Raw genomic sequence first — 21,764 nt, 5'->3', positions numbered from 1 at the left:
AACATTAATAATAATCTGGTAAACGTTCACTGATCATTACACCTTCGGTATTATAAATATCGAACAATTCATCTTCCCTGACAAACGCTCCATATCCTTGCTGTGTCCGGTATGCCGCCAAATATTTGCATTTGACCCGTTCTCTTGCATTGGCATCAATGGCTCCGTACTTCTTCGTATCCTTTTTCTGAACGATCATAAGATCACCAAATGGTTTTATTTCTTCATATTGTGCTTTTCTACCGGCAAGGAGTATTTCCTCCTCTTTGACTTTACATTTTCCTATAAGGTCAATAAGTTCATCCGTCGTTTTGAGCTTTGCAGCCTTACTGAAAGCAAGACCTGCTTCCGAAATTTCTTCCGTAGCTTTTGCAAAATCGGCTGCACCATTGGAAACCTGTGCGTCCGCCATTTTACTTTTACCGGAAGTAATCAATGTTTCAAACTCCGCATTGATCTCTTCTTCCGAAGGAACTGATGGTGTAACAACTGTTTTCTCAATATCTTTTACCGTTGGCTCCTTTGGAGGTTTCGCCGTTTCTGTTCGTGAAGTCGTAACTTCAGACTTAACAGCGGGTTTCTCTTGCGAAGTCTGCCGGTTATCGACATTTTTCTCATCAGAACCATTTCTGGGTTCTTCTTCAGCAACTGCCGACGTATTGTTCTTTTCAATAATATCAGTAGCTACCGTTTCAGAGACCGGATCGCTATTTCCTTTCGGAGCAGCATTCAGAACTTCAACAACAGGAGGTACAGGTTTATTTCGTTGTACCAACAGCACCCATGCAGAAGCTATACTTGCAAATATAATAATAAGTAAAGATATTAACGTTACTTTTCTTTTTTTCTTTTTAGGTATTGAAGGCTGATCGACATTATTCAATACCGTTTCATCTCCTTCATCCGTCTTGGATTTGGGTAAACGTGTTGTAAATAAAATCGTCGTTTCATCTTCCTCAAAATATTCCGGAGAAGATATATCTTTTTTTATTTCCTCTTCCTCCGCTTCTGGGAAGTCCAAAGCTACCAACATCTCCGACACCGATTGAAAACGGTCAGCAGGAACAATTTCCATTGCCTTGATTATTGCAGCTTCTGTCTTGGAAGAAATAGCCGGATTTAATTCTCTAGGAACTGGCAACGGACGGGTTGCACGGAGAATAGATTCTGTCGGTATCTTGCCAGTCAACAGGTTATACATAGTTGCGCCCAGGGAATAAATATCCGGGCATGGCGAAAAATTTTGTGTACCCTCATTATCATACTGCTCTATAGAGGCAAAACCTTTCGATAAAGTCAGCATGGTCGTACTCGTCTCCTGCTGTTCAATATCATATCGTTTACTCACACCAAAATCGATCAGGCGTGCTTTCCCACTTTGGTCGATCAGTATATTACTCGGTTTTATATCCAGATGGAGAACATTTTTCTCGTGAACGAACTGAAGAGCCTCTCCTATCTGATGCACGTATCTAAGCACCCTCGCTTCCGGCAAGACGCCTTCCTTGTCCATCATATATTTCAAACTATTACCGGAAATATACTCCATAGCAATATAGGCCGTGTTATTTTCTTCAAACACTTCCAATACATTGACAATATGAGGGTGATGAACATCCGATAATATCTTGGCCTCTTTAATCAGTTTCTCTTTAAACTTCTCAAAAAGCGCCTTTCCTGTTTCTGAATGAACTTTAACTTCAAAAGAATCAGGATCTCTATAACAGTAATCTTTAAAAAAATATTCTTTTACACATATAGGAACTTCTGTTTTGATCGTTCCCAATGGTCCTTTAACCTCAGTAAACCAGACGCCTTTGTAAGTTATACCAAAGCCGCCCTGACCAACTACATGAGTAAGCCGATATTTTCTATTTTGAAGAAGATGTCCGTTTGGCAAATTCATAACTTATTGCGTATCTCTTTTTAATCTGCCAAAATTACGTTATTTATATAAAAGAATAAAGGAAAGAGAGAATATTTTGTTTTATTCCGATAGATTCACCAACGTTTTGAACCGGTAAAATATAAAAAGAAAAGTTATCCCTGGTCTTCCCGCAACAGGATGCCATAATGGCATCTTTTATATCTTCCGGGTTATTATGGGTTGAGAAAATATAAGAAAGGTCCTCATTTTTCAACCGTTCCAATACACCATCCGTACACATGAAAAAATAATCGCCAGCCTGTATATCTTTTAACAGGATCACATCTGCTTCCGTCGGATGTTCCGTACTTTGTATGGCACGAACAATAACATTTTTTTGCGGATGGGTCGATGCTTCTTCCTTGGTTATCTTTCCCAATTTGACAAGTGAATTGACTAACGAGTGGTCTTCAGTCTGATAAAGGATCTCTCTCTGGCGGAATTGATAAATCCGGCTGTCCCCAACATGCGCTAATGTCACACCGGATATCCCAACTGAAACCATCGTCAGTGTCGTAGCCATACCTTTGGCCTCCGGATGGGTATTTACGTAATCGTCGAAACGAGCTTCTGTATATCTGATAGCTTTATTTATAAATTCTTCTGATGGTTCATCGTCCAGGAATGTAGAAAAGAAAGTCTGGAAAGATTCACAAGCCAGCGAACTGGCAATCTCTCCTTTCTCTGATCCGCCGACACCATCGCAAACCAGAAATAATTTCTGATTGGAATTAACCATTTCCGGTAACGGATAGATTGAATCCTCGTTGTTTTGTCTACCGCCTTTTTCACAAACGGCCCAAGGCTTGCCAATCGTTATATTCATAGCACGAACAGATTTTATTCATTAAAGCGAAGAACAGTATGCCCGATAACGATCTCGTCATTATTCTTCAGCACCACTACTTCTCCATTTTCAAGGTAATTGCTATTATATAACGTATGGTTTTTACTATTATTGTCAGAAAGATAATGTTTATACCCTCCTTTTGGGTCTTTTTTAACTTCTATTCGTATATGTTCCCGGCTCATTGATTTATCGGCCGTCAGAATCCCTATAGTAGCATTCGATGCATTGGATTTTCGACCGATGATTGCAATACCTTCATAGAGGGGAAAAGATTGTTCGGGGGTAACGGCATCGCCAACAACCAAAAGCTGACCTGTACTGTTTGAAACGGGATGGACCAGGATTGTATCCTGATCACAATCTGCTCCTTGCTTTCCCAGTTGAAGCAAAGAGACAGGAATCGATTGTTTACACTTCGGACATTTAAAAGAAGTGAGATCGAGGGGAAGTTTCCCCTCGTCTACCTTTAATCCTACGTGACAATGTGGACACTTGACTGAAATCATAACATGAACGATATATCAGCTCCGTCAATATCAGTAGAGAAAGCGTCATGTACATCTGTGTCAGACAATATTATAGTGTCATCAGATAATGTAATAAAATCTGAAACATCCATATTATCATCATCAATCATAACGATACCAGATAAATCGTTTTCCCCATCCACATCTACTACTACCGCATCACTAAATACGGAGTCGTCACTGTCTAGTGTAACGAATGTGTATTCCTCCTCTTGCATACTGGTTTGAATTAAAATTATTCTTTCTGGAAACAAAAGTAGAAAAAGTAACGGATTAAATTAACATGTAATTTCCTCTTATAATCAAAGGTTTGGGTTTTATGTACAAACTGTCCGCTTTTGAGATACGAAACAACTTATTCGCTGACCCACTTTGCTTTACAGGAAGAAACCGGGCATTGCTTTCTGTTCCTCAGGGATTCCCAAGGTATTTCTCCCAAAAAAGTACCGCATTTGGGACATACATAGTCTATTTTAAATTGATTTGCAATGTCTTGCAACTGTTGAGGTGTCTTGGATGCCTGTTTGGCTCCCATATAAATACCGACGGTAGGAGCACAAATTGTAATGAAAAGACTTATCCCTAAAAACTCAGGACTCCCTTTACCTAAAAAACCGATCACAACACCTATTATACCGGGTAAAGCAAAAGGAAGGGATTGAAATAATCTGGTTTTAAACTGATTAGCCGACTGTATCTTCACTTTTGCTTGAACATAATCATCATACACTTTCTTTAAAGCGGCAAATTCTTCGCTATAGTCATTATTATACTTCAGCGCTTCAGACAAATTCAGGACATAGCCTGTTCCCAAAATGATCTTATCTGTCGGTGTAACACGTTTTTTGACGATCTGTGAACCATTAACAAAAGTTCCGTTGGTAGAGCCGAGATCTTCTAACAACCAACAGCCATGATCCTCACGCATCAGACAAGCATGGTGTCTGCTAACATGAGGATCATTCACTATAAAATCATTATCTTCAGCTTTACCGATTTTAATTTTCATCTTTTAATTCCTTTGGTTCTTCCGGTTTGCCCATCTCCTTTTCCAGCGATTCTTTTAGCACTTTCAAAGGATCTTTAGATATTATAAGCTCTCTGGGTTTGCCCTCTTCCGTCAACAATAATAGTTTTTGCTTAGGTAAATTGATCTGCAGAATATGATTTTTATTGATGATATGACTTTTTCCAACTCTCATTAATATCTTGTTGCATCCTGCCACCTGCTTTTCTAATATCTCTTCTATTTTACCGATATTAATTGCAAACGTAAACTGGATTCCATTGGATAATAGTAATTTAGTGTAATTTCTATCAGCTTCAAAATAGAGTATCTGCCCTATCTTTATTCGTAACAACTCATCCCTCGTCTTAATTATTAAATACCGCTCCATACGTTGATATTGTTTTTTTAATTTTCATCGAGTAACAAATATACGGTATTTTATCTTTATTCCGGCTATATTTTACAAAGAAATATAAATGTAAAGGGAAAGCCGTGCTGATAAAATTCCTCTTTTATTCTTGAATATTAAGAAGTTCGATAAAAATAAGTTATCTATTAAATTTCAATAGCTCACCCCATACTGGCCTAAGCTGGAAACTTCTCATTGAATATTTGGCATCAACCGGACACCAGACATGACCTGTTTAATATAAAAAAAGGGTATTCCATTACAGAACACCCTTCTCCATTTAAGGTATAAAACCTCAATTCGATTAATTCTTCATTTTTTGATTAATTGCACGAACTAAACGCGTCTGAATTTTCATTAACGTAGCAACATCTTCATTTTCGAAATCAATATCAGAAATTTTCACTTTCTGTTCTACAACTTCTTCTGTTTCTTTTTTAGAACCATTTTCAATGTCATTAACCAGCTCGTCTAGTTGAGCTTTAATTTTCCCGATCCTTTTTGAATAATTTACTTTTCGTGCCATATAAATTTTTCTACATTTATGAATAATAAAAAATCATTAATACAAAAGTAATTATATTTTGAGAATAATGAAATAAATGATATAGAATACGAACTATTTTAAAACGAATTAAGAAGGATATCCCAAAAGAATACCCTTCTTAATTACTTTATTTACATTTTATGTTAATCTTCGATCGCAGCTTGTGCGGCAGCGATACGAGCGATAGGCACGCGGAACGGAGAACAAGATACATAATTCAGTCCTACTTTATGACAGAACTTCACTGAAGAAGGTTCACCGCCATGCTCACCACAAATACCACATTTCAGATCCGGGCGGATTGCACGTCCTTTTTCTGTTGCCATTCGAACCAGCTGGCCTACTCCATTCTGGTCTAATACCTGGAACGGGTCTACTTTCAGGATCTTCTTTTCCAGATAGATCGGTAAGAAAGAGGCAATATCGTCACGTGAATAGCCGAATGTCATCTGAGTAAGGTCATTTGTTCCGAATGAGAAGAACTCAGCAGAAGAAGCGATACGATCAGCAGTCAAAGCAGCACGAGGAATTTCGATCATTGTACCTACCTTAAAGTCGATACGGTCTCCTACTTCGGCAAATAACTTTTCTGCGGCATCACGGATTACTTTTTCCTGTTCTTTGAATTCGTATAAGATACCTGTCAGAGGAACCATAATTTCCGGTTTAGCTACGATACCTTCTTTCTTCAATTCCAGCGCAGCACCTAAGATAGCGCGTGTCTGCATTTCTGTAATTTCAGGATATGTATTACCCAGACGGCAACCACGGTGGCCCAACATCGGGTTATGTTCGCAAAGCGATTCTACACGCTGCTGGATTTCCTTTACAGAAATACCCATTGTTTCTGCCATTTCTTCCTGACCTTTCAGATCGTGAGGAACGAACTCGTGCAAAGGAGGATCGAGCAAACGAACAGTGACAGGCAGATCATGCATAGCTTTGAAAATACCCTTGAAGTCAGCCTGCTGGTAAGGCAGGATCTTCTTCAATGCATTCTTACGTCCTTCAGCATCTTCTGCCAGGATCATTTCACGCATAGCTTTGATCTTTTCACCTTCAAAGAACATATGTTCCGTACGGCATAATCCGATACCACTTGCACCGAATGCACGGGCAATTTCAGCATCATGCGGAGTATCTGCATTGGTACGAACCTGCAATTTGGTGTATTTGTCGGCCAACTTCATCAGTTCTGCGAAATCGTCAGAAAGCTCAGCTGCAGTTGTTTCAATTTTGCCTTCGAATATTTCACCGGTAGAACCGTTGATAGACAGGAAGTCACCTTCTTTCAGCGTAATACCTCCTACCTCTATCGTTTTCTTCTTATAATCGATATTCAAACCGCCAGCACCTGACACACAGCATTTACCCATACCACGGGCAACTACAGCAGCATGAGAGGTCATACCACCACGAGCTGTCAGGATACCTTCAGCCACAGCCATACCAGCCAGGTCCTCAGGAGAGGTTTCGATACGAACCAATACCACGTTCTTTCCGGCAGCATGCCATTCGGCAGCGTCATCCGCAAAGAATACGATCTGGCCTGTCGCAGCACCCGGAGATGCAGGCAAACCTTTTACCAATACTTTCGCTTTCTTCAAAGCAGATTTGTTAAATACCGGGTGAAGCAATTCATCCAGTTTATTCGGTTCGATGCGTTTCAAAGCTGTCTTTTCATCGATCATTCCCTGATGTAACAGATCAATAGCGATCTTCACCATAGCAGAACCGGTACGTTTACCGTTACGTGTCTGAAGGAACCAAAGTTTGCCTTCCTGTACGGTAAATTCCATATCCTGCATGTCGCGGTAATGATTTTCCAGTTTTGTCTGCAGTGCATCCAGTTCCTTATAGATTTCCGGCATGGCTTCTTCCATAGAAGGGAATTTAGCAGCTCTTTCTTCTTCCGGAATACCGGCACGTTCAGCCCAGCGCTGTGAACCGATCTTCGTGATCTGCTGCGGAGTACGGATACCGGCAACAACGTCTTCACCCTGTGCATTGATCAGGTATTCACCGTTGAATAAGTCTTCACCGTTACCGGCGTCACGAGAGAAACATACACCAGTAGCAGATGTATCACCCATGTTACCGAATACCATCGCCTGAACAGAAACAGCTGTTCCCCATTCTGCCGGAATACCTTCCATCTGGCGGTACAGGATAGCACGTTCGTTCATCCAGGAGTTGAATACGGCACAGACTGCACCCCACAATTGTTCGTAGGCACAAGTCGGGAAGTCGCTTCCTGTTTGTTTCTTAACAGCGGCTTTGAACTTTGTCACCAATGTTTTCAGGTCGTCGACAGTCAGTTCGTTGTCCAGCTTCACCCCTTTGGCTTCTTTCACCTCTTCGATGATCGCTTCGAACGGATCGATGTCTTCCTTACTGGTCGGTTTCATACCCAGAACCACATCACCATACATTTGTACAAAACGGCGATAAGAGTCCCATGCAAAACGAGCGTTGCCTGTTTTACGTGTCAACCCTTCTACTACCTCGTCGTTCAATCCCAGGTTCAGGATGGTATCCATCATACCCGGCATAGAAGCACGTGCTCCGGAACGGACAGAAACCAACAGCGGGTTTTCCACATCTCCGAACTTGGAGTTCATTAACGTTTCTATGTTAGCAATAGCTTTTTCAACGTCCGACTTCAGTAATTCTACCACTTTGTCTTTGCCCAGTTCATAATATTCCGAGCAAACTTCTGTTGTAATTGTAAATCCCGGAGGAACCGGAACGCCAATTAAATTCATTTCGGCAAGGTTTGCACCTTTACCACCCAGCAGATTTCTCATATCTGCTTTACCTTCGGCTTTTCCATTTCCGAATGTGTAGACTCTTTTTCTTTCCATATGTCAGACTGTAAATATATGTTTATTAGATTTCAGTTTTGCTATCTCTACATTGCAATGCTGCAAATATATGCTATTTAGAAGTACACAGGATACAGAAAGTTAAAGATTTTTATATGTTTTAGAACTATTCTTTACTATTCGTATCAGCTAAATATGTACATTTGCGTGGCGAAAATTTTAAACACAGATAAAATTGGCAAGAAATAAGAAGCAGTTACCCTTGCTTGAAAAGGTAACAATTACAGACGTAGCCGCTGAAGGTAAGGCGATTGCACGTGTAAATGAGAAAGTAGTGTTTGTTCCTTTTGTCGCTCCCGGCGATGTAGTAGACATCCAACTTACCCGTAAAAAGAATAGTTATGCCGAAGGGAAGGCTGTACACTTCCACGAATACTCTACAGAACGAGCCACTCCGTTTTGCGAACATTTCGGCGTATGCGGTGGTTGCAAATGGCAACATCTCCCCTATGAAGCCCAGTTAAGATACAAACATAAGCAGGTTATAGACAACCTTACCCGCATCGGAAAGATCGAGATGGAAGAGGTTTTGCCTATATTAGGTTCCGAACGTACCACCTTCTACCGGAATAAACTCGAATTCACCTTCTCCAATAAGAAATGGCTGACGGAAGAAGAAGTGAAGTCAGGAGCCACTTTCGATTGTATGAACGCTGTCGGTTTCCATATCCCGGGAATGTTCGACAAGGTATTGGATATACACAAATGCTGGTTGCAGAATGATATTTCCAACCGCATCCGTCTTTGTATCAAAGAGTATTGCTTGTCACACGAAGGCTATCCTTTCTTCGATCTAAGGAATCAGGAAGGGTTTATCCGTACATTGATGATCCGTACCGCTTCAACGGGCGACCTGATGGTGGTAGTCGTATTCTTCCACGAAGATAAGGAACGCCGCGAAGCCTTGCTCTCGCATGTGGCAGAACAATTTCCGGAGATCACCTCTTTATTATATGTAATAAACGAGAAATGCAACGATACGATCACCGACCAGGATGTTCTTGTGTTCCGTGGCAAAGACCATATCATTGAAGAGATGGAAGGGCTGCAATTCAAAGTGGGTCCCAAATCTTTCTACCAGACGAACAGTGAACAGGCTTACAACTTATATAAGGTAGCCCGCGAGTTTGCCGGACTGACCGGCAATGAAATGGTGTACGACCTTTATACGGGAACCGGAACGATCGCCAACTTCGTTTCACGCCAGGCAAAGAAAGTAATCGGTATCGAATATGTGCCCGAAGCTATCGAAGATGCCAAAGTCAATTCTGCCCTGAACAAAATCGACAACACATTATTCTATGCCGGTGACATGAAAGATATCCTTACGGCAGATTTCATAAACCAACATGGCCGTCCGGATGTTATTATTACTGATCCGCCTCGTGCCGGAATGCATGATGATGTAATCAACACCATCCTTTTTGCCGAGCCGAAGCGTATCGTATATGTAAGTTGTAACCCGGCAACACAGGCCCGCGATTTAAGCCTGCTTAGCGTGAAGTATAATGTGAAGAAGGTACGCCCCGTCGATATGTTCCCACATACACATCACGTGGAAAATGTTGTCTTACTGGAAAAGAAAGAATAACATATATAATAATGTATAGGAAAATCGTCTCCCTTTTGTGCTTAACTTTGCTTTTGAGTAGCTGTTCCGGCAATAAGCAAGAGCAAAAGGAAGACGATTTTGTCTATACCGACCTGCCCCAACTGAAAGCGGAGGGCGAGATCACGGCCGTGACACTTTACAGCTCCACTTCCTACTTCCAGTATAAAATGGAACCGATGGGGTATGAATACGACCTGATCAAAGACTTCGCCCGCTCCGAAGGATTGAAGCTGAACATTAAAGTCGCTGAAAACGCAACCCGTTTGATCGAGATGCTGGAAGCCGGTGAAGCAGACGTTGTTGCCTACCCTATCCAGATGAGTAATAACCTGAAAGAGAACTATCTTTACTGCGGGCGCGAAGAGTTGACCAGCCAGGTGTTGGTTCAGCGTGCCAACAAAGGAGATACGATCCTTAAAGATGTGACTCAACTGATCGGGAAAGAAGTGTATGTAAAGCCGGATACCAAATATTACGAACGGCTTAAAAACCTGGATAAAGAACTGGGCGGCGGTATCCATATAAAAGACATCAAGAAAGATACGGTAACAACCGAAGACCTGATCGCCATGGTTTCGCAGGGCGAAATACCCTACACCATCAGCGACGATAATATCGCCCGTCTGAACAAGACTTATTTCTGGAATATCAACGTATCACTGAAAGTCAGCTTCATGCAGCGTTCTTCCTGGCTGGTTCGTAAGACGAGTCCGAAACTGGCAGAAGCGATCAACGCCTGGGCATCCGACAAATCGGGAAACCATGTCTACCGGGCATTGGTGAAACGTTATTTCGAGCTAGGCAAGCAACCGCTTACCGCCGACCTGCCTCCGGTAAAGAACGGACATATTTCTCCTTACGACGAGCTGTTCAGAAAGCATTCCAAAAACATCGGCTGGGATTGGCAGCTTATCGCATCTATCTCTTATCAGGAGTCTCATTTCAACCCATCGGTCGTCTCATGGGCAGGGGCGGAAGGATTGATGGGGATCATGCCTAATACAGCCAAGGCACTCGGCGTCACTCCGCACGAACTGAAAGACCCGGATGTCGGCATCCGTACCGGAGTGGATTGCCTGCGCAAATTCCGTCAGGGCTTTTCTGAAATAACCGATCCGCAGGAGAAGATCAAGTTTACTTTAGCCTCTTACAATGCCGGTATCGGACATATCTACGACGCCCAGCGTCTGGCGGAGAAATACGGGAAAGACCCGAAAGTCTGGGATAACAACGTAGCCGAATATGTCCGCCTGAAAAGCGATCCCGAATATTACAACGACCCTGTCTGCAAGCATGGATATTTGCGTGGTTCGGAAACGTATAATTATGTGCGTGAAGTGATGCAACGTTATCGTTACTATAAAGAAAAAACAGGGTATAAATCATAAATTCTTCTTTTAAGATAAATATCTCAATAATATTCTTAATTTTGTAATGAATCTTTAGTATTCAACATTCTATTTCCTATTTAATTTAGATATAGTCATAATACCACTATTTACTGTAAATGTGTTTGCCTTGAATGCTAAAGATAAAAATTTTGATAAATAGTATCTGAAAACGAATTCAAACGAATAAAATATTTTTTATGAACAAACTATTATTTGCTGCATTCATGTTATTATGCTGCATATTCGCTTGGGGACAAGCTCCGCAAGCAATCAACTACCAGGCTGTAGCACGTGACAATCAAGGACGTATCCTTTCTGAGAAGAAGGTTTCTATCAAACTGGCAATCTTACAAGGAAGTTCTACTGGTTCAAAAGTTTTTGAAGAAACTCATGTTACAACAAGTTCCAAAGATGGAGTTATTAACTTGCAAATAGGCAATGGCTCTGTGACATATGGAGCTTTTAGTAATATAGATTGGAGTAAATCCCCATATTTCATCCGTTTCAGTATGGACGAAAACGGAGGTACTACTTATAAAGATATCGCAACCACCCAAATGCTATCGGTTCCGTATGCTCTTTATGCAGAAAAAGCCGGAAATACCGAAAACCAAGCCAACCATATGTTTATAGTTACGACAGATGGTCATTCTGACCGACTATATACAGGAGCTTTAGTTGAAAACTATGATCCTGATTTTCGAGGATTAGTGTCTTATTTAGATATGCAAGATCAAGATGTAAAAGTGAAAATTGAAGGTTTACCCAATGGTGCTACTCTTGAGGATAATAGTTTGGAGTCTGGTCCTTACGGTAGATACATCGATATTAGCATTAACAATTCACCAACAGGCACACACAAAGTCACTATCGTTATGACTAATAAATATGGAATAACAAAAAAGTTTCCTTTCACATATCAAAGATCAGCACCTATTAATCCAGAGCCATCACCAGGTAATAATATTTCAGACTTAAAACAAAGCTTACTAACATCTTTTCGCTCGTTTTCTAATTTAAATAAGGCTATAGACAATGCATTCATGAATAAATCTTCAGATGAAACTTTTGCTGAATTTAAAAATAAAACATATACACCCAATTCCTCTCAAGTCAATAACTATTGGCAAGAAGCATTCAATGTATTACGTATGGCTAATTCTTTAATCAGAGAAATAGAGTCCAATCCCTCTAGTGATATTGGAAGAAATGCGATGGATCAAGCATTAGCAGTCCGCGCTTATGTGCACCTAATGTTAACACAATGGTTTGGAGATATTATACTTATAACTGAAGACTTTGAGGAAGTTCTTTTTTTACCCCGTACACCTAAAGCTCAAGCTTTAGCATCTATTATTTCTGATTTACGTACAGCCTCCATCAAAACAAAATCTGCAATGGATTCAAACAATTCAGATATTACAGTAGAAGAAATGCAAATTCTATTGCGTGAAGCATATTTAATGCAGGGAGAATGGCAAAACGCAATTGACTTAGGAATGAATATGGAAATCAGTTCCATCCAATTAAAAAGCACCTCAATAACAGACTTCATTAAAAAAATTGCTAATTGGAAATTGAATACTACGTCTGATATTAACAATGAAGTCTTGATGAAAGAATATATGGATAATTTCTACTCTACTTATAACAGAGGAAATTTATATTTAAATATTCTGAAATACAGTGCAGAATATTTTAATATGGACAATTATAAATCTTTATTGCCCATTCCTCAAAGAGAAATGGATTTAAATCCAAATATGAGACAAAATCCAGGATGGCAATAACTATGAGACAATTATTATTACTACTATTATTATCTGTATTCACTAAAGGCCTCACAGTTGCCCAAAGTCTTTCAAATGGGACTTTTTCTTCATTTGGAATAAATACAGAATCATGTACTGCAGTGGGAGGAGAAACTGTCATCAGTCCTATAAATGAACAGATGACATTAAACTCTGGTTTTATCGAAGTTCTTTTGATCAATAAATCAGAAAATCCTTTACCAACTCCTGAAATTGTAGATATCACGGAAAACAGTGCTATTGTCCGTTGGCAAAAAATAGAAGGAGCTACTAGCTATAAATTAAATTTGTACGATAAAGAACAAATACACTTATTAGCGACATACGAATTAGACGAAAATGGAAAGCTTAAGTCGAGTACTCAAGAGCTATCTTTTAATTTAACAGACTTAGTCGCTTCAACAGAATATCATATAGAAACGATTGCATATAAATACCTTGATATTATCAACCTACAAACAATAATACTGGAAACACTTTCTCCAACAGGTATTGAATCTTTTGATAATATAAATTTATCTGTAAATGAAAATGTTGTAATTATACGAACAGATAGACAACTATCTGTAGACATAATCAATATACATGGACAAACCATTACACATAAAAATATCGATATGCAATATAGTCAGAGTCTTTCATCTGGTATATATATTGTAGTTCTCAAAAATCAGAGATTCCAGAAGACTTTTAAAATAATGATAAAATAAGGTTCTCAAAACTAGCTTTGGAAAATAATAGGCACACATAACAGATCGGACAGATATCCAGACAGTACTATAATTGTATAAAATCTTATCTGATCTGTTATCTGCATGCTATAATAAATTACTTCTTTTCATATTTTCCATATTTAGATATTCTCTTTTACCATCTCTTTTATCAGTAACATTACTTTCGGATGATTTACTGGAATACCATCAAGTACTTCTTTGATTTCATCTGTAGAAACTGAATATACAGTTTTATTGAACCGATATTCAAAACAGACATTAATCCCCGGATTCCCGCTTATCAGCATAGCAACCGTTCCGGGCAGATCACCCATAGGCGGACAGTCGATATTAGAAGTAATGAAGCAAGCCGTTACCGCCGTTCCTTTTCCCGGCTCCGATGTGATGCTGACATGACCGCCGGTTTGTTCTGCATTCTGAATAAGGAAAGGGATTCCCAGTCCCACTTTCCGGGTTGTCCGGGTCGTATAGAACGGATTGGTTATCCGGGAGACCGTTTCTGCATCCATACCACAACCGTTATCCGTAATACGGACAGTCGTATGGTCTTCATGAATCGTTATTTCCAACGAAATACGGGTGGCGCCTGCACGAACACTGTTCGAGGCAATATCGGTGATATGGAATGTAAGCGTGTTCATCCTGATATTTATTTCCTGAAATAGTGAATTTTAAACTTTTTTCTCATCTATTTTATAAAAGGAAAGCCTGCCTTACGTATTTGTATAGAGTGCCTTACTTATACGTATAGTATGCTTTACATTTATGTATAGTTTATCTTATTCTTTTAATTATGCGGAGGAAAAAACTAAATGTTCCTGAGTTTTAGCATAAGCCATCCTGATGTTTTCGAATAAAGGTGCAGATGCCCGTATCAGGCATGGATTACTTCCGATCTGTGACGGGTAATGGGCATCGGAAGCCGGATAAGAGGTGTAGTTCGACAAATACTTTTGTTTGTCCACAAGCCTTGCAAACCGGGACGCATCCGTATATTCAATCGCATCCAAAGGCAATGCGGGGTCAATGAAACCAAGCTGGCTGATCAGGCTGAAAGACGGACGTTCCACATGAGCAGCAATAAACAGACCGCCCAGTTCCTTTACAAATGCCGCTACCTGGTTCACATTGCGGTCGAGCGCAGAGAGCAACAAATACGGGACCTCCCCTATTATTTCGTCCTGCCGGTTCACCCACACCTGGTCACCGAACCGTTTAGGGTCGTTCGGAACAGGCGGCAAATACATCTCCAGATATTGCTGAAAAGCAACACGCGCCTCTTCCGTTCCCAAAAGAACCACACAATGCGCCTCCTCACGGGTACAAACCTCGGCCCCGGCAAAAACCGTCAATCCGGCTTCGGCCCCCAGCTTTTGTATCTCAGGACATTGCAGGGTACTGTTATGATCCGTTACGGCAATAATATTCAGTCCCCGGGCAAGTGCTGTTTCGACAATGACCGTGGGGCTCATTTCCAGGCTTCCGCAAGGGGAAAGACAAGTATGAATATGCAGATCAGCCCGGTAAAGATTCATCCGTTCTGCAGGAGTTGATATATTTTACCACTGACGACGAATGCGGAAAGCGGCGTCCCCAGTAAAGGAACCCCTTCTTCTATCCCTTTCTGCAACGTTTCTTCATCCGGTGAAGCACCGTTCACGATCAAAACAGCCGCCGCATCTTTCAAGGTTGAAACGGCAACGATGTTCTGATGGGTTTGCATGGTGATCCATAGCATCCCTTCTTCCATATGCCCCATTACATCACTCAACAGATCGCTGGTATAACCGCCTTTAACGATGGCATCCAGATTCTCTTCACTGCAGAAAACGGTGAGTTCCAATTCTTTTACAAGATCACTGACCTTCATATTTGGCTCCTTTCTTATAACAGTCTTTATTTAAACGATCCTTCCCCCATATTTTTTCTACCAGGCGGAAAGCATGCTCCTGGTCCAGCTTGCCATGTTTCTCCATATTGCGCTGCATAAAAATACAGTCACTGAACTGGGCTTCGTGACGGACAATATCTTCCGCCAGGCTTTGACAGTTCGGATTTCCACATGCACCGCAATCGATTCCCGGAAGATAACACATCAATCTCCGTACCTGCTCCATCTTTTTCAGCACTTCTTCAATGCTGCCGTCGTAAAGCAGTTTCGGATTAGCCGGAAGCGGACGGATCGTGATATGTTGTTTCAGGTAAGCTAATGCCCCCAGCCGTTCAGAAGCATAAATAAGCGGGGCCTTATCACGTTTCATCGAACGCTTCATGATCCGCTCGGCAGTCAGGAAACGGTTGGCTACAGCCAATACACCTCCGGCACAACTGCGGTCACAGGCACGCAGTTCGAGAAAATCCACATTCCGGACCTCCGTCGTCGTTTCCATCCGTTCCAGAAAGTCGATCACGTTGTGTATTTCGTCGATAGCCAGGCAACGGCCGGAGAAATGCTTTGCCTCCCCTCCCGTCTGGCTCCATCTCATTTCTTTCTTGGTCAGGGCGGGCGGAAGGACACATTCGGGCTTGTAGCCTTTCGGACGGTTTTGCAGGATATGATATACCTTATTATATAGGGTATCCATATTGATCACACCGTTAATGGTGGATGAATAGCCATCCGCACTTTTCAATGCGGCAATCTTGGCGGCACAAGGCGTCACGTAAAAGAGTCCGATCTGTCCGGGCTGATAGCCTTCTTCCGTCAACACCTGATGATAATAGGTGGCAGTCGCATTAACCGGACTTTTCACCAAAAGAATATTATCGACCAACGCCGGGAAACGAATCTGTATCAACCGCACGATTGCCGGACAGAAAGAGCTGATTACTGGCTTCTCCTCCGCCTGTTCCATCTGCCGGAGCATCTCCCGGTGGATCATATCGGCAGTGAATTCGACCTGGTACACATGGGTGAATCCCAACTCATACAGGGCACTGAATATCTCCTCTTCCGTCGTATATTTGGAAAACTGTCCGATAAATACGGTCGGAACAAGCGCCACCCGGCATTCATAGTCGAATATCTTCTGGAAGTCGTCCTGCTCCACATAGATGGCTTCCGCCGGACAGGCTTTCAGGCATTCCCCGCAATCGACACACCAGTCTTTGCGTATCACGGCTTTACCGTCACGGATACGGACTGCACGGGTCGGGCATTTGGTCATACAATGCGTACAACCGATGCAACGTTCCTGATTTATTTTAAGTGCATGATAAAACTTCGTCTCTTCCATGGTGTTTTACTCCTTCTTCCCGAACCAGGTGACCATGCGTACGGTTGTGCCTACGCCGACCTCGCTCTCTATATTAAGTTCGTCTACATTCTTTTTCATATTGGGCAATCCCATTCCCGCACCGAACCCCATTTCCCGCACAGCAGGCGAAGCGGTCGAGAACCCTTCCTGCATGGCCTGCGGAATATCGGGGATGCCGGGACCTTCATCCTTCAACAACAAAGAGATCTTATCGGCATCGAGTTCCGCCAGTACTTTTCCCCGCCAGGCATGGGCAACCACATTTACCTCGGCCTCATACAGTGCGACAACCACCCTCTTGATGATGCGGGGATCGATGGACAGCTGTTTCAGTATCTTCTTGACCTGGCTGGACGCATATCCGGCTTTCGAGAAATTTCCTCCTTCTAATTCAAACCTCAGTTGCATACTTTCTCCTTTCTTTAATAGACCGGCACGAGGCCGCTGCAATACAGTTCGCCCACCGTATGATACATGGAATGTTCCGTTTCGAGTAAGATCATGTTATTCTCGGATGCCAGTTGCAGCATCTCCGGAGTGATTCTTTTTCCACGGACGAAAAGGATGCAGTCGACATCTGCCATTTCCGCCGTACGGATTGTTTGCAGGTTACAAAGTCCGGTGATAAGAATGACTTCATTACAGTCCAGTGTCAGCACGTCGCTCATCAGGTCGCTGGCAAAAGCACATTGTACATCATGGTCTAGCTTGTCGTTTCCGCACGCCACGACCGCATCGGTAAGTTCTTGTATTTGCTGAATCTTCATAATCGCATGCAAGGTTTAATTCGTGATGGCAATGTAAGAAATATTTTTTAATAGATGTCCGTTAGTCTATATTAATTACTATCTTTGGTAGCAATAAATAAAATTCTAATCTTATGTTTAGTAAAGAAACCTATATCGCCCGCCGGGCTAAACTAAAACAGACGATAGGCTCAGGTCTGTTACTTTTCCTTGGAAATGATGAGTCAGGAATGAACTATGCAGACAACACGTATCACTTCCGCCAGGATTCTACTTTCTTGTATTTCTTCGGACTGCCGTATGCCGGACTGTCCGCCATCATTGATATAGACAACGACAAAGAGATCATCTTCGGTGACGAACTGACCATCGACGCAATCGTATGGATGGGCACGCAACCGACTTTGAAAGAAAAGAGCGAAGCTGCCGGTATCACGGAAGTACGCCCGTTCAAGGAAATTGAAACCTATCTGAAAGCGGCTGGGCAGAAAAGCCAGCGTATCCATTACCTGCCGACATATCGTGCAGAACATCAGATCAAGTTATTCCAGTGGTTAGGCATCGTACCAGGAACCGAACAACCTTCCGTTCCTTTCATTTTCGGTGTCGTTAACCAGCGTAATTATAAAACGGCGGAAGAAATCGTCGAGATCGAAAAGGCTTGTGTGGTCACTGCCGACATGCACCTGACTGCCATGCGTACGGTCCGTCCGGGAATCCGCGAAAGCGAAGTGGCTGCTGCCGTGGCAGAAGTGGCTTATGCCAACGACTATCAGCTCTCCTTCCCTATTATCGCAACAATCAACGGACAGACATTGCATAACCATGACCACAGCAATATGATCAAGAGCGGCGATATGTTGTTGCTCGATGCCGGTGCCGAAACGGAGATGGGCTATGCAGGCGATATGTCGTCTACTATTCCGGCCGATTCCAAATTCACCACCCGCCAGAAAGATATTTACGATATCCAGGTAGCTGCCCATGAAGCTGCTGTTGCCGCCCTTCGTCCGGGTATTCCTTTCGTCGATGTGTATGAGCTGTCTTGTAAGGTCATTATGGAAGGTTTGAAAGATCTTGGTTTCGTAAAAGGCGATCCGATGGATGCTGTAAAGGCTGGTGCGCATGCCATGTTCATGCCTTGTGGCTTGGGACATATGATGGGACTGGATGTACATGATATGGAAAACCTGGGTGAGGTATATGTGGGTTATGACGGACAGCCGAAGAGCACTGAGTTCGGCCGTAAGTCTCTCCGCCTGGGACGTAAACTGGAACCGGGATTTGTTCTTACGATCGAACCGGGGGTTTACTTCATTCCTGAACTGATGGATTTATGGAGAGGCCAGAATAAGTTCACTGAATTTATCAATTATGAAAAGCTGGTAACTTATAAAGACTTCAGCGGTATCCGTAACGAAGAGGATTATCTGATCACGGAAGACGGAGCACGTTTGTTAGGTAAGAAGATTCCTTTGCATACGGAAGAAGTAGAAGCACTGCGATAGTCGTTCTCACTGTGAGAATCCTTCAAAATCACAAAAAAGACATTTCCAAGCATGAGAAAAGCTCGGAAATGTCTTTTTTATTGTTTCTCATCGTGAGAATCTTTCAAAAAATACTTTTGAAGCTTTCTCGGTAGTGAGAAAGCTTCCCGGGATCATATTGAACATTTCTCACTGTGAGAAATGTCTAAAATGCAAATAAACTATCGTTAACCGGTAATTCTTTTCCGTCAGCTGTCAGCACCTTCATCTGAAGCATTCCGCCGTTATGATCGAAATATTTTACTTCTATCGGATGAAGACCTTTTGCCAACGCCTTTTGTCCGACAACTTCGCGAGGTGAATGAGGACCGTCATTATCGACAACCAGCTCTCCGTCGACTTTCAGTGTACTGCCGTCATCAGACAACAGGTTGAAGGTATAAATACCATCTTCCGGAGCATTGAAATAACCTGTTACGACCAAGCCGATATTTCCTTTCACTTCTGCCGGAATAGTCACTTCGGATATCTCATAAGTACCGTTTACCGGAGCCTTTTCTATCTCGTCGCATGCACTGCCTCTGAACTCATGCCATACAGCCTGCAAACCTTTCTTTGAAGGGGTTGCTTCTGCTGCCGGTGCATATTCGCTCTTGATAAACCGTGTCTTTACGATGTCGCCTTTCTTTCCGTTCGGGCGGAATGTACGGAAAGTAAAGTCTGTCGTCTCCGTTACTTTGACCGGTTCTTTATATTGAGGAGATTCCAGAGTCGGAGTACTTCCGTCGGTTGTATAATGGATCTCCGCACTCGGATCGAGACAGGTTACCGTCAATGTGCCTTCACCGACAAACGCATTGGTATTATTGAATCCTTCCAGATCCGGAATACGATAATTCACATCCATGATGTTCAGACGCGGGAATTGCTTAACCATCCGTTCTTTAAAACCATCCCAGCTTTTTACGGAAGGATCGCTCCAGGCTAGTTCCGCCATAGCCATCATACGGGGCATGATCATATACTGTGCCCGTTCGAAAGAAGGGATATATTCGCACCAGAGATTTGCCTGAATACCCAGGATCAAGGCCTTCTGCGCATCACTCAACGATTCGGGCATCGGATTGTAGTTGTAAACACCCGGCAAAGAGTTTTTATCCTGCTGATAATCGAAATAGAAGTTTGCATTCGGGGAAAGAATAGCATGGTTTCCCTGTGCGGTTGCTTCCGGAACAGCGTTCGGAGACCAGGTACGCCACCACATGATCGTTGCCGTCGGAGACAATCCGCCTTCCAGGATCTCATCCCAGCCGATCATTTCTTTTCCGTTATCGTTGAAGAATTTCTCCATATTATGAACGAACCAGGATTGCAATTCTTCTTCCGTCTTCAGTCCGTTATCTTTCATCCGCTTCTGGCAATCCGGGCATTTCTTCCAGTTGGCTTTCTCTACTTCATCCGCTCCCAAATGAATATATTTATAAGGGAAAAGCGGGATTATTTCGCTATACACATTCTTACAAAATTCAAGGGCAGAGTCTTTTCCGGGACATACCGGCGAAGAAAACATGGTTCCCCATCCTGTCTGGTTGAAACAGGAAACGCCTGAATAATTGCTTACGGCAGCCAGCATATGGCCCGGCATATCCACTTCCGGGATTACGTCGATACCTCTCACACCGGCATATTCTACGATTTCCTTGATATCTTCCTGAGTATAGAAACCACCGTACAGAGTATCGCCTTGTACAATCTGCAATTTCTCAGCAGGTAATTCATAATCCGGATTATCCTGTGATTTTGCCAATCTCATACATTCCCGGTCATGATTGTTGAAGGTACGCCAGGCTCCTTTTTCAGTCAACAGCGGATACTTCTTTATTTCAATACGCCATCCCTGGTCATCAGTCAGATGCCAATGGAATTTATTCAATTTGTAGAGAGCCATCATATCCAGCAGTTCTTTCACTTCTTCTTTAGTAGAGAAATGACGGGAAACATCCAGCATCAACCCTCTCCACCCGAAACGGGGTGCATCCGTGATCTGGACAGCCGGAACACTCCAGGTAATATCGTTCACCACTTCCGGCGATTCGATCTCTGCCGGCAAAAGCTGGCGAAGCGATTCGATACCGGAAATAACTCCACCATAAGTATTTCCCTTAATCTGCACTTTACCGGAAGAAACATCCAGCGTATAAGCTCCTTCATTCTGGCCGGCAATATCACTTACCGCCAAAGATATATCACCGTCTCCCTCACGTACATTATATATATAGCCGGTTGCACGCGATAAAAGGCCGGAAAGATAATTTGCTGCCGGTAATAACTGCTTATCGGCAACACCGATCGTCATACCATTCTTCAGGATGAACTGTCCATTCACATTCTTGATCTCTTTCGGAACGGGGATCAGGGAAACATCATGTGCCGCAGGCGTCGTGGGCGAACATGCACTCAGCATTAAAGCTCCGGTCAGGGAGCAAGCTGCAAGAAATTGTTTGTACATTTTTATGTGTTTATTTGTTTGGTAATAAATTAGAAAGCAAAAATACAATAAAAATCCGTTTCG

Annotated in this window: 20 protein-coding genes; 5 read left to right on the top strand and 15 right to left on the bottom strand. The window is 42.4% G+C overall.

What is annotated here, in order from left to right; genetic code table 11:
* Positions 1 to 4: 4 nt before the first annotated feature.
* From DWX23_RS00955 to ppdK, 8 genes are all read right to left on the bottom strand, one after another.
* Positions 5 to 1,906 carry a serine/threonine-protein kinase gene (locus DWX23_RS00955; protein ID WP_122373065.1) on the bottom strand — a complete coding sequence of 634 codons (1,902 nt, stop codon included), beginning with the start codon at positions 1,904 to 1,906 and terminating at the stop codon, positions 5 to 7.
* A gap of 43 nt (positions 1,907 to 1,949) precedes the next feature.
* Positions 1,950 to 2,753 (bottom strand): PP2C family serine/threonine-protein phosphatase, encoded by an 804-nt coding sequence (locus DWX23_RS00950; RefSeq protein ID WP_122373064.1) that lies wholly within the window; start codon positions 2,751 to 2,753, stop codon positions 1,950 to 1,952.
* A 14-nt stretch (positions 2,754 to 2,767) separates the two neighbouring features.
* Entirely contained in the window at positions 2,768 to 3,283 is a 516-nt protein-coding gene (locus DWX23_RS00945; RefSeq protein ID WP_122352803.1) for an FHA domain-containing protein, read from the bottom strand.
* Positions 3,280 to 3,522 carry a hypothetical protein gene (locus tag DWX23_RS00940; protein WP_122352802.1) on the bottom strand — a complete coding sequence of 81 codons (243 nt, stop codon included), beginning with the start codon at positions 3,520 to 3,522 and terminating at the stop codon, positions 3,280 to 3,282. The genes DWX23_RS00945 and DWX23_RS00940 overlap by 4 nt, the downstream gene beginning before the upstream one ends.
* Before the next feature lie 137 nt (positions 3,523 to 3,659).
* A complete protein-coding gene (locus DWX23_RS00935; protein ID WP_122352801.1) occupies positions 3,660 to 4,313 on the bottom strand; it encodes an FHA domain-containing protein in 654 nt (217 codons plus the stop codon).
* A complete protein-coding gene (locus DWX23_RS00930; protein WP_122352800.1) occupies positions 4,303 to 4,701 on the bottom strand; it encodes a LytTR family DNA-binding domain-containing protein in 399 nt (132 codons plus the stop codon). Before DWX23_RS00930 ends, DWX23_RS00935 begins: the two co-directional genes overlap by 11 nt.
* 325 nt (positions 4,702 to 5,026) lie before the next feature.
* On the bottom strand, positions 5,027 to 5,248 hold the full coding sequence (locus DWX23_RS00925) for a hypothetical protein (RefSeq protein WP_122352799.1): 222 nt from the start codon (positions 5,246 to 5,248) through the stop codon (positions 5,027 to 5,029).
* Between the two features lie 164 nt (positions 5,249 to 5,412).
* Positions 5,413 to 8,133, bottom strand: a complete 2,721-nt coding sequence (ppdK, locus tag DWX23_RS00920) for a pyruvate, phosphate dikinase (protein ID WP_122352798.1) — start codon at positions 8,131 to 8,133, stop codon at positions 5,413 to 5,415.
* 196 nt (positions 8,134 to 8,329) lie between these two features.
* On the opposite strand from ppdK, the gene rlmD reads away from it, so the two are divergent.
* From rlmD to DWX23_RS00900, 4 genes are all read left to right on the top strand, one after another.
* The gene (gene rlmD / locus DWX23_RS00915) at positions 8,330 to 9,745 is read left to right on the top strand and encodes a 23S rRNA (uracil(1939)-C(5))-methyltransferase RlmD (protein WP_122359991.1); all 1,416 of its coding nucleotides are present in this window, start codon (positions 8,330 to 8,332) and stop codon (positions 9,743 to 9,745) included.
* A gap of 11 nt (positions 9,746 to 9,756) precedes the next feature.
* A complete protein-coding gene (locus tag DWX23_RS00910) occupies positions 9,757 to 11,154 on the top strand; it encodes a transglycosylase SLT domain-containing protein (protein ID WP_122373063.1) in 1,398 nt (465 codons plus the stop codon).
* Positions 11,155 to 11,354: 200 nt separating this feature from the next.
* Positions 11,355 to 12,947 (top strand): RagB/SusD family nutrient uptake outer membrane protein, encoded by a 1,593-nt coding sequence (locus DWX23_RS00905; RefSeq protein WP_122373062.1) that lies wholly within the window; start codon positions 11,355 to 11,357, stop codon positions 12,945 to 12,947.
* A 2-nt stretch (positions 12,948 to 12,949) separates the two neighbouring features.
* Complete coding sequence (locus DWX23_RS00900; protein WP_158607037.1) at positions 12,950 to 13,678, top strand: T9SS type A sorting domain-containing protein; 729 nt, start codon at positions 12,950 to 12,952, stop codon at positions 13,676 to 13,678.
* A gap of 143 nt (positions 13,679 to 13,821) precedes the next feature.
* Here the strand turns inward: DWX23_RS00900 and DWX23_RS00895 are convergent, their stop codons facing one another.
* From DWX23_RS00895 to DWX23_RS00870, 6 genes are all read right to left on the bottom strand, one after another.
* Positions 13,822 to 14,343 (bottom strand): HAMP domain-containing sensor histidine kinase, encoded by a 522-nt coding sequence (locus tag DWX23_RS00895; RefSeq protein ID WP_122373060.1) that lies wholly within the window; start codon positions 14,341 to 14,343, stop codon positions 13,822 to 13,824.
* A 150-nt stretch (positions 14,344 to 14,493) separates the two neighbouring features.
* Positions 14,494 to 15,237, bottom strand: coding sequence for a PHP domain-containing protein (locus DWX23_RS00890; protein ID WP_122373059.1), 744 nt, complete (start codon positions 15,235 to 15,237; stop codon positions 14,494 to 14,496).
* Positions 15,234 to 15,572, bottom strand: coding sequence for a DRTGG domain-containing protein (locus DWX23_RS00885; RefSeq protein WP_122373058.1), 339 nt, complete (start codon positions 15,570 to 15,572; stop codon positions 15,234 to 15,236). Before DWX23_RS00885 ends, DWX23_RS00890 begins: the two co-directional genes overlap by 4 nt.
* Positions 15,559 to 16,938, bottom strand: a complete 1,380-nt coding sequence (locus tag DWX23_RS00880) for a [Fe-Fe] hydrogenase large subunit C-terminal domain-containing protein (RefSeq protein WP_122352792.1) — start codon at positions 16,936 to 16,938, stop codon at positions 15,559 to 15,561. Before DWX23_RS00880 ends, DWX23_RS00885 begins: the two co-directional genes overlap by 14 nt.
* Before the next feature lie 6 nt (positions 16,939 to 16,944).
* Complete coding sequence (locus DWX23_RS00875; protein WP_122352791.1) at positions 16,945 to 17,367, bottom strand: ATP-binding protein; 423 nt, start codon at positions 17,365 to 17,367, stop codon at positions 16,945 to 16,947.
* Positions 17,368 to 17,381: 14 nt separating this feature from the next.
* Positions 17,382 to 17,726 (bottom strand): hypothetical protein, encoded by a 345-nt coding sequence (locus tag DWX23_RS00870; protein ID WP_122352869.1) that lies wholly within the window; start codon positions 17,724 to 17,726, stop codon positions 17,382 to 17,384.
* A 113-nt stretch (positions 17,727 to 17,839) separates the two neighbouring features.
* On the opposite strand from DWX23_RS00870, the gene DWX23_RS00865 reads away from it, so the two are divergent.
* Positions 17,840 to 19,213, top strand: a complete 1,374-nt coding sequence (locus tag DWX23_RS00865) for an aminopeptidase P family protein (RefSeq protein WP_122352790.1) — start codon at positions 17,840 to 17,842, stop codon at positions 19,211 to 19,213.
* A gap of 184 nt (positions 19,214 to 19,397) precedes the next feature.
* Here DWX23_RS00865 and DWX23_RS00860 read toward each other — a convergent pair whose 3' ends face one another.
* Positions 19,398 to 21,701, bottom strand: coding sequence for a family 20 glycosylhydrolase (locus tag DWX23_RS00860; protein ID WP_122352789.1), 2,304 nt, complete (start codon positions 21,699 to 21,701; stop codon positions 19,398 to 19,400).
* Between the last annotated feature and the right edge of the window lie 63 nt (positions 21,702 to 21,764).

The organism is Parabacteroides sp. AF18-52 (assembly GCF_003479145.1).
Taxonomy (GTDB): domain Bacteria; phylum Bacteroidota; class Bacteroidia; order Bacteroidales; family Tannerellaceae; genus Parabacteroides; species Parabacteroides faecis.
This window is presented reverse-complemented; position numbering and strand designations above follow the sequence as displayed.

Bases quoted from the DNA above. Each gene is read 5' to 3' on its own strand.
- DWX23_RS00900 (WP_158607037.1), top strand. From the start codon at position 12,950: ATGAGACAATTATTATTACTACTATTATTATCTGTATTCACTAAAGGC.
- DWX23_RS00910 (WP_122373063.1), top strand. From the start codon at position 9,757: ATGTATAGGAAAATCGTCTCCCTTTTGTGCTTAACTTTGCTTTTGAGT.
- DWX23_RS00945 (WP_122352803.1), bottom strand. From the start codon at position 3,283: ATGATTTCAGTCAAGTGTCCACATTGTCACGTAGGATTAAAGGTAGAC.
- DWX23_RS00895 (WP_122373060.1), bottom strand. From the start codon at position 14,343: ATGAACACGCTTACATTCCATATCACCGATATTGCCTCGAACAGTGTT.
- DWX23_RS00890 (WP_122373059.1), bottom strand. From the start codon at position 15,237: ATGAATCTTTACCGGGCTGATCTGCATATTCATACTTGTCTTTCCCCT.
- DWX23_RS00860 (WP_122352789.1), bottom strand. From the start codon at position 21,701: ATGTACAAACAATTTCTTGCAGCTTGCTCCCTGACCGGAGCTTTAATG.
- ppdK (WP_122352798.1), bottom strand. From the start codon at position 8,133: ATGGAAAGAAAAAGAGTCTACACATTCGGAAATGGAAAAGCCGAAGGT.
- DWX23_RS00880 (WP_122352792.1), bottom strand. From the start codon at position 16,938: ATGGAAGAGACGAAGTTTTATCATGCACTTAAAATAAATCAGGAACGT.
- DWX23_RS00935 (WP_122352801.1), bottom strand. From the start codon at position 4,313: ATGAAAATTAAAATCGGTAAAGCTGAAGATAATGATTTTATAGTGAAT.
- DWX23_RS00870 (WP_122352869.1), bottom strand. From the start codon at position 17,726: ATGAAGATTCAGCAAATACAAGAACTTACCGATGCGGTCGTGGCGTGC.
- DWX23_RS00955 (WP_122373065.1), bottom strand. From the start codon at position 1,906: ATGAATTTGCCAAACGGACATCTTCTTCAAAATAGAAAATATCGGCTT.
- DWX23_RS00930 (WP_122352800.1), bottom strand. From the start codon at position 4,701: ATGGAGCGGTATTTAATAATTAAGACGAGGGATGAGTTGTTACGAATA.
- DWX23_RS00925 (WP_122352799.1), bottom strand. From the start codon at position 5,248: ATGGCACGAAAAGTAAATTATTCAAAAAGGATCGGGAAAATTAAAGCT.
- DWX23_RS00875 (WP_122352791.1), bottom strand. From the start codon at position 17,367: ATGCAACTGAGGTTTGAATTAGAAGGAGGAAATTTCTCGAAAGCCGGA.
- DWX23_RS00905 (WP_122373062.1), top strand. From the start codon at position 11,355: ATGAACAAACTATTATTTGCTGCATTCATGTTATTATGCTGCATATTC.
- DWX23_RS00885 (WP_122373058.1), bottom strand. From the start codon at position 15,572: ATGAAGGTCAGTGATCTTGTAAAAGAATTGGAACTCACCGTTTTCTGC.
- DWX23_RS00865 (WP_122352790.1), top strand. From the start codon at position 17,840: ATGTTTAGTAAAGAAACCTATATCGCCCGCCGGGCTAAACTAAAACAG.
- DWX23_RS00940 (WP_122352802.1), bottom strand. From the start codon at position 3,522: ATGCAAGAGGAGGAATACACATTCGTTACACTAGACAGTGACGACTCC.
- DWX23_RS00950 (WP_122373064.1), bottom strand. From the start codon at position 2,753: ATGAATATAACGATTGGCAAGCCTTGGGCCGTTTGTGAAAAAGGCGGT.